The 16,104-nt window shown below is 45.2% G+C and carries 9 protein-coding genes; 7 read left to right on the top strand and 2 right to left on the bottom strand.

All coding sequences use genetic code 11. From position 1 onward, the window contains the following. Positions 1–101 precede the first annotated feature (101 nt). Positions 102–1,835 carry an ABC transporter ATP-binding protein gene (locus tag AB5627_RS03540; protein WP_022286614.1) on the top strand — a complete coding sequence of 578 codons (1,734 nt, stop codon included), beginning with the start codon at positions 102–104 and terminating at the stop codon, positions 1,833–1,835. Beyond that, the gene (locus AB5627_RS03535) at positions 1,835–3,670 is read left to right on the top strand and encodes an ABC transporter ATP-binding protein (protein WP_022286613.1); all 1,836 of its coding nucleotides are present in this window, start codon (positions 1,835–1,837) and stop codon (positions 3,668–3,670) included. Before AB5627_RS03540 ends, AB5627_RS03535 begins: the two co-directional genes overlap by 1 nt. A gap of 141 nt (positions 3,671–3,811) precedes the next feature. Here AB5627_RS03535 and AB5627_RS03530 read toward each other — a convergent pair whose 3' ends face one another. Further along, the gene (locus tag AB5627_RS03530) at positions 3,812–5,008 is read right to left on the bottom strand and encodes an acetate/propionate family kinase (RefSeq protein WP_022286612.1); all 1,197 of its coding nucleotides are present in this window, start codon (positions 5,006–5,008) and stop codon (positions 3,812–3,814) included. A 233-nt stretch (positions 5,009–5,241) separates the two neighbouring features. Between AB5627_RS03530 and AB5627_RS03525 the strand changes: the two genes are divergently transcribed. From AB5627_RS03525 to AB5627_RS03515, 3 genes are read left to right on the top strand one after another with little or no spacing between them, the layout of a single operon-like run. Next, positions 5,242–6,405: a nucleotidyltransferase family protein gene (locus AB5627_RS03525; protein ID WP_022286611.1), complete on the top strand. Its 1,164-nt coding sequence runs from the start codon at positions 5,242–5,244 to the stop codon at positions 6,403–6,405. 20 nt (positions 6,406–6,425) lie between these two features. Further along, on the top strand, positions 6,426–10,526 hold the full coding sequence (locus AB5627_RS03520; RefSeq protein WP_368369674.1) for a C1 family peptidase: 4,101 nt from the start codon (positions 6,426–6,428) through the stop codon (positions 10,524–10,526). A 27-nt stretch (positions 10,527–10,553) separates the two neighbouring features. Then, positions 10,554–11,570 (top strand): cadherin-like beta sandwich domain-containing protein, encoded by a 1,017-nt coding sequence (locus tag AB5627_RS03515; RefSeq protein WP_022286609.1) that lies wholly within the window; start codon positions 10,554–10,556, stop codon positions 11,568–11,570. Between the two features lie 214 nt (positions 11,571–11,784). Here AB5627_RS03515 and AB5627_RS03510 read toward each other — a convergent pair whose 3' ends face one another. Next, positions 11,785–12,648: a polysaccharide deacetylase family protein gene (locus AB5627_RS03510; RefSeq protein WP_022286608.1), complete on the bottom strand. Its 864-nt coding sequence runs from the start codon at positions 12,646–12,648 to the stop codon at positions 11,785–11,787. 179 nt (positions 12,649–12,827) lie between these two features. On the opposite strand from AB5627_RS03510, the gene AB5627_RS03505 reads away from it, so the two are divergent. Together AB5627_RS03505 and AB5627_RS03500 are read left to right on the top strand one after the other, a co-directional pair. Further along, on the top strand, positions 12,828–14,933 hold the full coding sequence (locus AB5627_RS03505; protein ID WP_022286607.1) for a methyl-accepting chemotaxis protein: 2,106 nt from the start codon (positions 12,828–12,830) through the stop codon (positions 14,931–14,933). A 43-nt stretch (positions 14,934–14,976) separates the two neighbouring features. Next, a complete protein-coding gene (locus AB5627_RS03500; RefSeq protein ID WP_022286606.1) occupies positions 14,977–16,050 on the top strand; it encodes a 6-phosphofructokinase in 1,074 nt (357 codons plus the stop codon). The last annotated feature ends 54 nt before the right edge of the window (positions 16,051–16,104 follow it).

The raw sequence follows: 16,104 nt of genomic DNA, 5'->3' as shown, positions 1-16,104 counted from the left end.
GGGCTGGCGTCCTTAACAGCCCACTGCTCTGCATTTGCTATCTTCCGTCAATGTTCCCCTGCGTATAAGTAGCCTGAAATAAAATTTTAGGAGGAACTGCTTTGAAAGTAAAACTAAGCAAATACTTGAAGCCCTATGCACTGTTTGCGGTGCTGACACCTCTATCCATGGTGGGAGAAGTGCTGGGCGACCTGCTTCAGCCAAAGCTTATGTCAAAAATAGTTGACGACGGCGTGCTGGGTCAGGATATGGATCTTATCATAAGAACGGGACTTCTCATGCTCCTTGTTCTTATAGGCGGCGGAGCTTGCGGAATTGCGGCTTCTGCATTCGGTGGGATAGCTTCCCAAAGCTTTTCACGAGATCTGCGTGTGGACGTTTTTAGGCGTGTCATGGGTCTTTCATTTGAACAGACCGACAAGTTCACCACAGGCTCATTGGTAACACGTCTTACAGCGGATATAACCGCTATCCAGCAAATGGTAGACTTCATGCTGAGAATGTTGGTGCGTGACAGCCTGCTGTTCTTTGGTGGAATAATCATGATGCTCACTCTGAACGTTCGCTTTGGAATAATAATCCTATGTGCCTTGCCTGTCGAGATAATCATGATGATAATAATTCTCAAAAAGGCAAACCCATACTATTCTATCGTTGCAAAACGTCTTGACAGCGTAAACTCTGTGGTTCAGGAGAACGTCACAGGCGCAAGAGTAGTAAAAGCCTATGTCAGAGAGGATACAGAAGAAAAGCGTTTTGACGATGCAAATATAAGCCTTATGGAATCAAACCTCCGTGTTCAGACCCTTATGGCTATCCTTCAGCCGCTTCTTATGATAATACTCAATCTGTCTGTTATTGCCGTTATAGTTATAGGCGGCTGGCAGGTGCAGGCGCAAGATATGAAGGTCGGCGAGGTCATGGCGGCTATCACATATCTTACTCAGGTCTTGCATGGCGTAATGATGATGTCTATGATGTTCCAGACCCTCGCAAAGGCTTCCGCATCTGCAAACAGACTGAGAGAAGTCCTCGAAACTGACCCTGTTATAAAAAGCGGCAGCGTTTCCCTTTCAGATAAAACAGGCGGCACAGTGAGCTTTAAAAACGTTTCATTCTCCTATCCAGAAACCAAGGGCAGACCTGTTATCTCAGACCTTACCCTTGATATAAAGTCAGGCGAGAGCGTCGCCATACTAGGTGCAACTGGTTCGGGAAAATCTTCACTTGTAAATCTTATTCCAAGATTTTATGATTGCACAGCAGGGGAAGTCCTTGTTGACGGCGTAAACGTCAAGGATTGCAAGCTTGACGAGCTTAGAAAGAAAGTTGGCATAGTCCTGCAAAAGAGCGAGCTTTTCTCAGGCACAGTTGAGGACAACATAAAGTGGGGCGACAAAAACGCTACCCATGAGGAGGTCATCTCCGCCGCACAGGCAGCTCAGGCTGACGAATTCATTCAGAAGATACCTGCAGGCTATGAGGGTATTATAGCCGAAAAGGGTGCTTCACTGTCAGGCGGTCAGAAGCAAAGGCTTTCTATCTCAAGAGCGGTACTTAAAAAACCTGAGATCCTCATTCTTGATGATTCCACCTCCGCCCTCGACCTTGGCACAGAAGCAAAGCTTCGTGCGGAGATAGACCGCAAAATGAATGGCACTACCCTTATCATAATCGCACAGCGTATCCAGAGCGTAAAATCATGCGACAGGATAGCCGTCCTTGACCACGGCAAGCTTTGTGCCTGCGATACTCATGAAAATCTATTAAAGACCTGCGAGGTATATCAGGATATCTACGCTTCACAGGTAAAAACGTCAGGAGGTGAAGTGTAATGCCTCCAATGCCTCCAATGGGACCCGGCGGAAGAAAACCGGGCGGACCTCACGGTGCAAGGCTCACAATGGAAAAGCCTAAGGACGCAAAGAACACCCTTAAAAAGCTTATCGGCTACATAGGAAGAAACAGATATCTGTTTTTCGCTCTTATCGGTGTAATGCTCATTATAACTCTGCTCAACCTTGCCGCACCGTCAATACAGCAAATAGCCATAGACTGCATTACTCTCACCAAAAAGAAAACAAGCGTTGACTTCGGTGCGCTTGGCAAAACGCTCATAGGTCTTGGGACAGTTTATCTCCTGTCCTCTGTTTTCACCTATATGCAGGGAATATTCTCCGCAAAGCTTTCACAGTACACAGTAAAGACCATGCGTAAAGACTTGTTCTCAAGCCTTGTAAGACTTCCTATAAAATATCTTGATACCCATAGCCATGGCGATATAATGAGCCGTATGACAAACGACGTCGAGAATATCTCCACAACTATCTCTCAGTCTATAGGCTCGCTCATCTCAGGCGTGCTGACCATAGTGGGAACAGTTGTCATAATGCTTCTGTATTCACCGCTTCTTACCCTTATCTCGCTGTCTACAGTGTTCCTTACCATATTCGTTTCAGGCGTACTCACAAAGTATATGAAGAAATACTTCATCAAACAGCAGGTGCTTCTTGGCGAGATAAACGGTGAAGTGGAAGAAATGGTCGTTGGTTATAGAACGGTCGTTTCCTATGGCAAAGAGCAGGACGCTGTTGACAAGTTCGAGAAAATGAGCAACAATCTGAAAAAATGTGGCATAAAAGCTCAGATATTCGGTGGTGTAATGGGTCCTTGCATGAACTTAATATCCAATTTCGGCTTTATCCTTATCGCAGCCTTTGGTGGCTGGTTCGCAATAAAAGGCTTTATAACAGTGGGAACTATTCAGGCTTTTATACTCTATTCAAAACAGTTCTCACGTCCTATCAATGAGATTGCAAACCAGTTTGCGAATATCCAGACCGCAATAGCAGGCGCAGAGCGTATCTTTGAGGTCATGGACGCCGATAAGGAAACTGACGAGGGCAAGGCTGACTTTGAGGTGGAAAACGTCAAAGGCGATATCGACTTCAAGCATATCGACTTCTCGTACGTTCCTGAAAAACAGGTGCTGAAAGACCTCGATCTTGAAGTAAAAGCAGGTCAGAAAATAGCCATAGTCGGTGCAACAGGCTCTGGCAAGACCACCATAGTAAATCTTCTCACAAGATTTTATCCCGTTGACAGCGGTGAGATAACCATAGACGGTCAGAGCATTTACGATATCCCGAAAGACAAGCTCAGACGTTCCATAGCCATAGTTTTGCAGGATACAGTGCTTTTTAAGGACACCATAGAGGAGAATATCCGCTACGGCAGAGAAAACGCCACCCTTGATGAAATAAAGGCGGCGGCAAAGTTTGCGAACGCAGACGAGTTCATAGAAAGACTTCCCGAGGGTTACGACACAGTGCTTGCCGAGGGCGGCTCAAACCTTTCACAAGGTCAGCGTCAGCTTCTCTCCATAGCAAGAGCAGTGCTTGCCGACCCGAAGATACTTATTCTTGACGAAGCCACTTCCTCAGTTGATACCAGAACTGAGATGCACATTCAGTCCGCAATGGTGGCTCTTATGAAAAACAGAACGTCCCTTATCATCGCTCACCGACTTTCCACTATCCGTGACGCCGATAAGATAGTCGTTATCGACGGTGGACGTGTTGCAGAGCAGGGTAGCCATGAGGAGCTTATCGCCGCCAAGGGCTGTTACTACAGACTTTATCAGACGCAGTTCTCAGGCGTTAAGACCTGATACAATGTGTTTGGAAAACGTATATAGCCGATATCGTACATTCAAACAAATCAAGGCACAGGAAGACCTCTCCTGTGCCTTTTTTATGTGCAAAAAAAGACGGCTCTCATAAGAAAGCCGTCCTTAATGTTATCTGAAATATTACTTTGTAACAAGTGCCAGAGTATCTCTTGCAATGAGAAGCTCCTCATTTGTAGGGATAACGTAAACCTTTGTCTTAGAATCGTCTGTGGAGATCTCCTTGAGTATTCCACGGCAGAGATTTTTCTCAGCGTCAATGTGGATACCGAGGATATCGAGATTTGAGCAAGCAGCCGCTCTTACCTCAGGTGCGTTCTCACCGATACCGCCTGTGAAGATAACAGCGTCAAGACCGTTCATTGCAGCAGCGTATGAACCTATGAACTTCTTGATCTGATAAGCAAATATCTCGCTTACGATAAGCGCTCTCTCGTTGCCCTCGCTTGCAGCAGCCTGAATATCTCTGTTGTCAGAGCCGATACCAGAAAGACCAAGGAAGCCTGACTTCTTGTTCATGTATTCTGTCATCTGGTCAGGTGTAAAGCCCATTTTCTTCTCAACATAGTCAACAGCAGAAGGGTCAACAGAACCGCAGCGTGTGCCCATTACAAGACCGTCAAGAGGAGTGAAGCCCATTGATGTGTCAACAGACTTGCCGCCGTTGATAGCTGTGATAGATGAGCCGTTGCCAAGGTGGCATGAAACTATCTTAAGCTCCTCGATAGGCTTGCCCATTACTCTTGCAAGCTCGCCTGAAACAAATCTGTGTGATGTTCCGTGGAAGCCGTATTTTCTTACATGAAGATCAGTGTAGCACTCGTATGGCAGACCGTAGAGATAAGCCTTTCTTGGCATTGTTGAGTGGAAAGCAGTGTCGAATACAACTACCTGTGGTGTGCCTGCTGGGATAACTGCCTTGCAGGCTCTCAGTGCAAGAGCGTGTGGGTGGTTATGTACAGGTGCAAGCTCAGCCAGTGCGTCGATCTGGTCGATAACTTCGTCTGTTACAAGGCAGGTCACCTTGAATACCTCAGCACCCTGAACTATTCTGTGACCAACGGCTGATATCTCAGACATAGAGTCGATGACCTTTGTTTCGCCTGATGTGAGTACCTCAACGAGCTTTTCAAAAGCCTCAGTGTGAGTAGGGAAACTGCAATCCTCCTCGATGTGTCTGCCGTCGCCTGTCTTTGCGCTCACATGGCCGTCGATACCGATACGGTCGCAGTTGCCCTTTGCGATAACAGACTCGTCCTTCATATCCAGAAGCTGATATTTAAGTGATGATGAACCTGCGTTTACAACTAAGATTTTCATTGGAAAAAATCTCCTCCCGATTATAATATGTCAGATAACGGGCTTGACTTTAAGCCCATAATATCATATACTTATAGTATATCAATATTAATGATAAATTTCAAGAGCTTTTTTCATAAATATACATATTGCACAATTTTTTTTACTAGGGCTTAACATATTAGTATCATAATTCGCAGTAAGCTTTTGAAAGACGGAATAAAATATGCATAGGGTAGAAAGAGGAGTAAAAAATGAAAATTGCGGGAATAGTTGCGGAATATAATCCGTTCCATAACGGACACAAATATCAGATACAAGCCACAAGACAGGCTGGCGCAGAGGGTATCGTCGCAGTAATGAGCGGCGATTGCGTGCAGCGTGGCTCAGCGGCTGTTTTCTCAAAATATGACAGAGCGCAGGCTGCTATAAGAAACGGTGCAGACCTTGTTATAGAACTGCCATGCCCGTTCTCATGTTCAAACAGTGAGGTCTTTGCAAGAAGTGCAGTAAGGCTTCTTGCAGGTCTTGGGGAGGACGTGGTAACGACCTTGTCTTTCGGCTGTGAAAGCGGTGATAGGAACGCCCTTGAACAGGCAGCTGAAATATCCGCAATGCTTGAAAATTCACAGCAGGTAAGAGAACTTTTATCTCAGGGAAAGTCCTACCCGCAGGCTATGTATGAAGCCTCCATAGGTCTTTATGGCAGAACCGCCGAAGAGATATTCTCCACACCAAATAACGTTCTTGCAGTGGAGTATATAAAGGCGGCAAAGCGTATAGCCCCATGGCTAGTGCCTTATGCCGTAAAGCGTGAAGCTGTTGCACATGATTCTCAGGCAGAGTCTGGTGATTTTGCTTCGGCTTCTCATATAAGAGAGCTTATAAAAGAGGGCGGTGAGTGGCAGAAATTTGTTCCATATGATTTTGAGGGCTGTAAGCCGTCCTTTACCCGGCAGGCAGGCAGAGAAATGCTTTTCAAGCTCTGCACAGCTTCAAGAGAAGATTTTCTAGCCCTACCTGACTGCGACGAACACCTTGCCAACAGATTTATGTCTGTCGTAAGCTCCTGCCCTGAAACTATGGATATCTTTGAACAGCGTATAAAGTCAAAGAATATCACCATGGCAAGAGTAAGAAGAATGGTCCTGCACCTTGTTCTCGGCATCAGAAAGGACGATATCAGACAAGTGCCATACGGCAGGATACTTGCCTTTAACCGCACAGGCACACGTATACTTGCGCAGGCTGAAAACAGAACGCTTGAGTATGATACCTCGCTGAAAAAGCTTGAGGATATCTCCGACTATGCAAAGCGTGTTGCTTTCCTTGAAAAGAACGCAGTAAGACTTAGAGAAACAGCGGCATACGGCAGATGTATTTCAAACGAGTATACAAGAAAGATAACCATAACCTGATATAAACAGGAGGGCGGAAAATGAGAAGAATGAAAGGTGCGGCAGGGCTTTTGACAGCTTTGCTCTTGGCTTTTCAGCTTTCGGCGCAGACTTTTGCACTTGCCAACGAGGATAACGGCATAAAAGTCGTTCCCGTAAACTTTACCCATAACGGCTATAGCTATGAGATAGAGGGCGTGGCCAAAAGCACAGACGGTGACTATCAGATGAAGTCCCCTGCAAGACTAGCTGCCCGAAAGCTCCCATCCACCTATGACCCAAGAAGCTCAGGAGAGATCACAACAGTAAAAGATCAGGCTTCAACAGGTGCTTGCTGGGCATTCTCAGCCCTTGCCTGCGCAGAACAGGATCTTATCAAAAAGGGGCTTGAAAACCCCTCCACAGAATTTTCAGTGCCTGCCTTGGTGCTGTCCTCAAATTCAGGCACAGCCACAGGTAAAGACGATTTTTCATCAGGGGGAAACTGGCTCTTTGCGGCCTCTGCCCTTGCAAATGGTCAGGGACTATGCTATGAGGATTACGAGCCGTTTTTAGAATCCGGCACAGGGAATATGATAGTTTCCGAAAATAAGAAAAGCGTCAGCGAATACAGGCTGAATTATGTCATGGAGCTTTCAAGCACCACGCAGGTGAAGCGTAAAATAATGGAGCTTGGAGCAGTTTCCGCAAGCTATTTTGCAGGAAATGGCTATATGAATCATAACAATACTGCCTACTATGATCCCGACGCCTCAAAAAACACTATCATAAATCATTCCGTCACAGTGGTGGGCTGGGACGATAACTACAGTAAGGATAATTTCAGATATAAGCCTGCCAATAACGGTGCATGGCTTGTGAAAGGCTCGTGGGGCGCAGATCAGGACAATGACGGCTTCTATTGGGTGTCCTATGACGAAGCAGAGTTCGGACAGTTTTGCTGCTATGACTTTGAAGAAAGCTGTGATAATACATATCACTACAGCAAAATGACAGGCTATGTTGTGAACGCCAGCAACGACGGCTCTGTTTACGGTGCAAATGTTTTCACCGCTAAAGCCGATGAAAAGCTTGATAAAGCAGGCTTTATGTATGTGGGCAAAACGGGCAGTGCGGATTACACCCTGAGCGTCTATACCAACGTTTCCGACAGCGACCCTATAGGCGTCCTTGAAACGCAGATAAGCGACTCAGTGTCCGCAAACGGCTTTTATACAGTTGACTTTCCCGAGGATATCCTCCTTGAAGAGGGCGAGAAATATTCCATTTCAGTAAAATTCAGCGGTGACAGCGGCAGGGGATATCTCCTTGCAGAAAGCGACCGAACATCAAAGGCGCAGTCAGGGCAAAGCTATGTTTCTCTTAACGGCAAATATTGGTCTGACGTTGGAGCAGATAAGACCGACTCCATAGGAAGTCTTTTTATCTATGCTTATACTGACGATACTGCAAAGCCCGATAAAAGTTCACTTGAAACCACCCTTGCGAAGTACGGCACCCTTGCAGGCTGTGAAAGGGAAGCAAACAACGCCCGAACGGTGCTTGCAGACGAGAACGCTTCTAAAAATGATATCTCAAACGCACAAAAGCTCCTTATCTCCGCCGCAGAAGAACAGGACGAAGCCCTTGTCATAACAACCGAAGCCCAGTGGGAAAGCTTTGCAAAGCGTGTCAGCAGTGGCGAAAGCTTCGAGGGCAAGCTAGTCACCCTTGAAGCTGACCTTGACTTTGACGGAAAAACTATCTCACCCGTAGGCGATTCTGAAAACCCATTCATGGGCTATTTTGACGGCAACGGACATCTTATAAAAAACGCAGTTATCTCCTCAGGGGAGTATTCAGGGCTTTTCGCATACATAAAAAATGGTGCGGAGATAAATAACATTTCCCTGAAAAACTGTATAGTGAAAGGCGATTACGCAGGTGGAATAGTGGGTTTTTATCAAGGAACAGCCATAAAAGCCTGCACCTTTGACGGCACCGTGTCAGGAGAAGTCTATTCAGGTGGCGTCATAGGAAGACATTCCTGTGGTATCATAACAGAGTGTTCTTCAAACCTAAGGGAAAACAGCTCCGCCATTACAAATGCCTTTATAGGAGGCAGGGATATTGCCGTTTCCGTTGTGAACGCATACGGCTGTTACAGCAATGACAGCGACAGCCTGGTTTCAAGCCTTTCTGCAAAAAATGCACTTTCTCAAGGGGCATATGCAATGAACACCTACGGTGAAAAGTTCAAAGACAGCGCAAAGTGGACAATGGACGGCACTCTTGTGCGCCAGACCTCATATAGTGAGCAGGCTTCCCATAAGATAACATTCTCCGCTGTGGCACAGACCATAGAAGTCTGCACCGACTATGCAGGCAAAGCCGTGTTCCCGAATGTGAACGTTCAGCAGGGCTACACTCTCGGCTGGTATCGTAAAGGCGAACCTGTGAACAGCAACACAGTTTTCACAGAAAACACCACAGTTTCCGCAACAGTCACCCCAAGTGACAAAGCAAAGATAGATTATATCCTTAACGGCGGCGAAAACAGCCCCCTCAACCCTGATGAGCTTGGCGAGGGCGAAACCGCACAGCTTTCCGCCCCCACAAAAGAGGGCGCACAGTTCACAGGCTGGTATGCCGATTCACAGCTTGAGAGCGAGCCTATAACGTCCGTGAGCTTTTCAGACGGCTCAAAGACGCTTTATGCAGGCTGGAAAGCCAATACCTGCACGGTTGATTTCACCGATATAAACGGCACAGTTTTGTCATCTCAGACCGTAGAATACGGCAAAAGTGCCGATCCGCCCAAAGCACCGACCATAAAAGGCAAACGCTTTACAGGCTGGGATAAAGACTTTTCAAAAGTCACAGCCCATATGACAGTGCAGGCGGTCTATACCGACAGAAAGCTTATAAAAGACTGCGAGATATCAGGATTTAAAACACATATGACATTCACAGGCTATGAGCTTGCTCAAAGCAGTATAACGCTTTCCTATGGCGATACCGCTTTGACAAATAATAAAGACTATACCATTGACTATGCCGATAATATAGCCGTAGGCAAGGGCAAAATGATAATAACAGGCATTGGCGGATACAGTGGCACTATAGCCAAAGCATTCGACATTCTTCCAAAGTCCGCCCAATTGACAAGCGTCTATTATGTTGATACGCTCTCCTACACAGGCAAGCCTATAAGACCTGACGTTATGGTAACGGACGGAGGAAAATTTCTTCTTCCTGAACATGATTATACTGTTTCCTATAGCTCAAATACAAAAATAGGCGTTGGAAAAATAACCATAAGCTTCATGGGCAACTATCAGGGTACGATAACAAAAACTTTTACCATTTGTCCTGCAAAACAGAAGATACAATCTCTGCAAACAAGATATAAAGGCTTTTTTATCGACTTTGCTCAGAAAGGCTCAGCCACAGGATATGAACTGCAGTACAGTACACGCTCTGACTTCGCAGGTGCAAAAACCTTGATCATATCCTCAAACAAAACGGATAAAAAGACAGTTTCAAACCTGACGGCAGGGAAGAAATATTATGTAAGAGTGCGTTCGTATACAATAGTCAGCGGCAAGCGTTATAACGGCGCATGGTCTGATACAAATAGCGTGACCACCGCAAAATATGATATTGCCAAAGCTAAGGTCGCAGGCATAAAAAACAAGTCTTTCACAGGCAAGAAAATCACCCAAAGCATAACAGTCACATATTCGGGCAAGACCCTTAAAAACGGCACAGACTATATAGTGAAATATTCCCGCAATAAGAATATAGGCAAAGCTAAGGTAACAGTAACAGGGAAAGGTTCGTATGGCGGAGTGATAACGAAGTCTTTTGTCATCACCCCCGCCAGGCAGACCATACAAAAGCTCATGCCAGTGAAAAAAGGCTTTTATATAGACTATGCACAGAAAGGCTCTGCTACAGGCTATGAGATATCCTACGCTGAAAATATATCTTTCAGCGGTGCAAAGACAGTTAAGGTGACCTCAAAAAAGACCGACAAAAAGACCGTAACAGATCTTAAAAGCCAAAAGACATATTTTGTCCGTGTGAGAAGCTATACAGCCACAGGGAACAAGACCTATTTCGGACAGTGGTCTGATATAGCCAAAGTTTATACCAAATAATTATCCATGTTATCGGGAGGGATAGCAATGATCACAAAAACAAAGCTTGTAAAAAGAATATTCTCATCGCTCTTGACAGCCGCACTTGCAGTTCCAATGACGGCTCTCACTGCCCATGCTACAGGGGAGGCTTTCTTCTATCCGCCTAAAAACCCCGTCATGACCGATCAGCAGTTTGAAGTGTCCGTGACATTTTCCGCAGATTCAGAGATAGGAAGCGTTCAGGCAAATATCGCCTATGACGATTCCGTTATAGAATTTGTGTCAAGCGACAACGCCTCAGGTGGCGGAGGAGTTCTTACAGTAAACGGATTTCCTGATACCCCCTCTTCAGAAGTGGATTTCAGCTTTACGTTCAAAGGTCTGTCAGCAGGAAATGCAAATATAAGCCTGCAAAGCTGTCAGATATATTCCCCTGATTCAGAGCTTATCGGCTCGCCTACCGCCTATTGTGTCATAACAGTTGGAGGCGATAAGGTGGAAACCGAGACCAAAACAGAAACCACGACCACCACCGAAAAGACCACTACCACCACCACTACCACTAAGACCGCACCTTCAAACGGCATACCCGATAAAGGCGTTCTTACAGACCTGACAGTGGATAACGGCGAGCTTTCTCCTGCTTTTGCCTATAATGTCTATAACTATACAGTGAACGTTGACAATTCCGTTACCAATGTTGAGATAGAGGGAACAACAGCAAGCCCCTCTGATTATGTATGGTATACAGGCACAAGCGAGTGTCAGGTGGGCGAAAATGTACGAACCATAACCGTCACAGACGTTGACGGCAATGCCGCCACCTATACTGTCACCATAATAAGAGCCGCAGGCGGAGATGAACAGCAGACCCAGACCGTCCAAAAGAAAGACGGCTCCGATACTTCATCTGCCGTGTCCAAAAACGCAAATGTTATGGACCAGTATAAAAAGATGCTCAATACCGCCCTTGCTATCGTCCTTATTGTCCTTGTTATCGCACTTGTCGTAATAATTATCTGGATAAGAGGAAAGATCAAAGGCGGCAAAAAGGATAAATAAGTTCTGTGTAAAGAGATGATAAACAGCCAAAAGTGGCGTATCAACGTGCTTTTGGCTGCTTGTGACAGCATTTTTCACTCTGCTTACACGAATACACATTTTTTTTACAAAAATCACACAAAAACAAGTATAATTTCGACACCTGCCAGAGTATAATGTGAATATGCTGATGGTGATTCAGTTTAGAGAGTGGCTCCAATAGGGGCTGCTTTTTTTATGCTCCAAAAACTTTTTTCATGAATTCTTCTGTGGAGATGATCCCGCTGCGATTGTATCTGTAAAGACCAAAAAGGCAGCGCTCATCTTCTTTTTTTATTATATTGATTTTTTCCTCTACTCCAAGACTAGCCTCAAACCCCATGTTCTTTACGAGCCGACTTGCACTTTCGCAGGTTATGCCGAAAGGATAGGTGTAAACGTTTGGCTGAAAACCACAGTGTTCATCGCAAAGCGTTTGAAGCTTCGTGGTGTCGTTAAGAAATATCTTTCGGTAATCCTCGTAGCTTTCCCCCTCTAGCTGACCGACTCCACGCCTGCCCTCAAGATTGTGCATATCGTAAGAGTGATTGCATATCTCCACATGACCGCTGTCACGAAGCACCGAAACGTCCTGCCAGTCAAGATAAGAGTAAGCAGGATCAGGCTCAGCCTCCTCGCAGGCAGCGTCAGTGTAAGCCCCCACAATAGATACAGTGGCTTTCATATCGTATTTTTCAAGAAGCGGCAGAAGATATTCTCTGTAGTTGTAAGTGCCGTCATCAAAGGACAGTATAATAGGCTTCTCAGGCAGCTCGCCCCCACGCTTCACATATCTTATAACGTCATTTACAAAAACAGTAGTGTAGCCGTTCTGCTTCAGATAAAGCAGATCCTTTTCAAGCTCGATAGGCGTTATGACATACTCACCGCTGCAATCTTCGTTTTTTACGATGCTGTGATACATTATGATCGGAAGCTTTATCCCATCTGTTTTTTCTTCTTTTGCAAAGGTCGGCATAACAGCCACCGCCGCCAGCATAGAAAGCACAGCTATAACGCAAAGCATCACCCTTTTTCTTATCCTTAGACTTATGTACATATTTTATTTACCCCCTTTTTACCTATTTTTATTCACCTCTATATCATTAATTGCATCATAAGTTCACAAAAAATATGCTTGTGGTACTTGAAATAATTGTGCAATTATGATATAATAAACACGTAATATCGCAGTGTTGTGTGCTGCGTTAAAAACAAGTTCATAAGGGGGAACTGTATATGAAAACGTTGCGTTCAAAGCTGCTTTTGGCAATGCTTTCAATCGCACTTATCATCACGGTGCTGCTCAGCTTGGTTTCCGTGTATTTTATAAACGTTTCTGCAAAGGATACGCTCAAAAGCACCGCTGAACCACTGGCTGTTCAGGCGGCTAAGAATTTTGACTCGACGATCAGCTCTTATACGAATAATATAGTTTCGACCGTAAAGTCTGATTCTTTTTTAGGGGCAAAAACTGACGCTGACAGACTGAAGGCGGTAAAAAGTGGCTTTGCAGACAACACAGGCTTCTATCTGAATTTTACGGTTTTTGACAGCAATGGCATTGTGCTTGCAACAGATAATGAAATGGTATCGTCATCAGTTGAAAAGGAACACATCGTAAGCGCTTGCGAAAGAAGCTCGGCTTATATAACCAATATATATTCCTTTGGCGGTAAGAATTATTTTTCTATACTTGCTTCAACAAAGTCTGGCAACTCAGAACAAAAAGTCGCTTGTATTACCATTCAGAGCGATATGCTTGTCAATGCTCTTAATGAATATACCTTCGGAAAATCCGGCTATGTTTATCTTGTTGGTAAAGACGGAGAGATCCTTCTTCATAAGGATACCGATCAGATAGGTAAAAATGCCCTTGAGATCGGTAAGAAAGATGAAGAATATACGGAAGTGACAAATGCAGTTGAGAAAATACTTGCAAATAATAGCGGTACAACAGAGTATAAATTTAAGGATAACAATTATATCGTGGGCTATTATGGTTCGTCATATTTTGACGGTACTGTTGTCATGGTTACAAATGTTGCCGACTTCACCACTGCAAGCTCCAGCGCACTTACTAATATCATTGTAATGGGCGTTGTGCTTATGTGCCTGACGGTGCTGTTCTCTCTGCTTTTTGCAAAGAGGATAACAAAGCCTATCATTTCTACCACAAACAGACTTCGTTCTCTCGCACAGGGCAACCTTACCGACCCTGTTGACGTGTGGTATTCCAAGGACGAGCTTGGCGTCCTTTCAAACTCTCTGGAAGAAACTATCGTCTGCCTCAGACAGTATATCAACCTTATTACAGTGGCTCTTACCCAGATATCCGAGGGTAACCTTTGCCATAGAATGGAAGGCACTTTCAAGGGCGACTTCTATAAGATAAAGAGTACGTTTAACGAGATACTCGACTCACTGTCTGATACCTTTGCTTCTATCAATATGTCAGCCGAGCAGGTGAACTCAGGAGCGGTTCAGGTGTCAAATATCGCACAGTCTGTATCACAGGGTTCTACACAGCAGGCTTCTGCGATCGAGGAGCTTTCCGCTACCCTCAGTGATGTTTCAAAGCAGATAACTCAGAACTCTGAGGACTCTAAGAACGCTTATAATATCGTACTTAAGAATACCGAAGCCGTTGACAACTGCAACAGCGATATGGGCAACATGGTAAATGCCATGAATGCTATCCATACTGCTTCTGATGAGATCTCAAAGATAATCAAGGTCATTGACGAGATCGCATTCCAAACAAATATCCTTGCCCTTAACGCCGCCGTAGAGGCCGCAAGAGAGGGTTCAAAGGGCTTTGGCGTGGTAGCAGACGAGGTAAGACGTCTGGCGTCAAGATCAGCCGAAGCCGCAAAGCAGACCGCTTCACTTATCGAAAACCAGTCTGCCGCTGTTTCAAAGGGCTCTAAGATAGCCGAAGAAACTGCTGATTCGCTGAACAATATCGTAAGCAATTCAAATACTATAAAGGATCTCGTAAAAAATATCTCAGATGCTTCTGAGGCGCAGGCAGAAGCTATCGTTCAGGTAAATACGGGAGTAGACCAGATATCAGCCGTTGTATCAGCCAATACCTCGACTGCAGTCGGTTCAGCTTCCGCAAGTGAAGAGCTTTCAAGCCAGTCGCTCATACTAAAGAATATGATAGCACGTTTCAAACTTAGCGAGAACAGTGAAAAGGATAAGAAAGAGCATCAGACTTCAAGGTTCACATATATTGACGATGAGCCGGAAAGCGAGGCCACCCCTGAGGAAACTCAGCAGGATATCACTCCTTCCGACGAAGCCGATATAGAAGATTTCAGCACAAGCGATAAGTATTGATATCGTTGATAATGATAGAATTTCATTGAAAGGACTTGGTAAAATGAAGAAAAGAATAGGCATACTCACAAGCGGAGGAGATTGTCCGGGACTTAACGCAACTATCAGAGGCGTTGCAAAGGCTTGCTATGAAAAGTTTGGCGAAGACGTCCAGATAATCGGCATAGAGGACGGCTATTATGGGCTTATCAATAATATGTGCAAGGAAATGAAGCAGTCTGACTTTTCAGGTATCCTTACCACAGGCGGAACTATTTTCGGCACAAAGAGAACGCCTTTCAAGAAAATGCAGGTCATCGAAGAAGATAACGTGGATAAAGTAAAGGCTATGAAAGAAACCTATAAAAAGCAGAAGCTCGATTGCCTGCTCACCTTGGGCGGCAACGGCACTCATAAGACCGCTAACCTCCTTTCAACCGAGGGACTTAACGTTATCGGCCTGCCTAAAACTATCGACAACGATATCTGGGGCACAAGCGTAACGTTCGGCTTCCATACCGCTGTTGACACAGCCACAGACGTTATCGACAGACTTCATTCCACAGCTAATTCCCACGGAAGAATACTCGTTGCAGAAATAATGGGCAATAAAGCCGGCTGGCTCACCCTCTATTCAGGTATCGCAGGCGGTGCAGATATGATAGTCATTCCTGAAATACCATATGATATCGAAAAGCTTGCCGCTGCCTGCGAAAAGAGAGAATCAAAGGGATTTTCTATCCTCGCCGTAGCTGAGGGTGCTTTTGATAAAGAAGAGGCAAAGCTTAAAAAGAAGGAAAGAGCAAGACTCCGTGCAGAACAGGGTCTTACAACTGCTACCCCTAGAATTGCAAAGCAAATAGAAGAGCTTACAGGCAGAGAAACAAGAGTTTGCGTTCCTGGTCATATGCTCAGAGGCGGCAGCCCGTCAGCCTATGACAGAGTTCTCGCCACAAAGTTCGGCGTCCATGCCGCAGAGCTTATCGCAGCCGATAAATACGGCTATGCAGTGGCAATGATAAATGAAGTTGTGTCAGAAAACCCACTTTCAGAAGTCGCAGGCAAAACAAAATTCGTCCCTGCCGACCACCAGCTCGTCAAGACCGCAAAGGCTCTGGGCGTCGCTTTCGGTGACTGATAAATGCAAAACAAAAGCGGTGCAGCCTAAACTGTACCGCTTTTTATGTTTGTT

It is taken from the genome of Ruminococcus sp. RTP21198st1_G1_RTP21198_201120 (assembly GCF_040924265.1).
GTDB classification, from domain to species: domain Bacteria; phylum Bacillota; class Clostridia; order Oscillospirales; family Ruminococcaceae; genus Hominimerdicola; species Hominimerdicola aceti.
The sequence above is the reverse complement of the archived record's forward strand: the minus strand, read 5'-3'. Positions and strand labels throughout refer to the sequence as shown.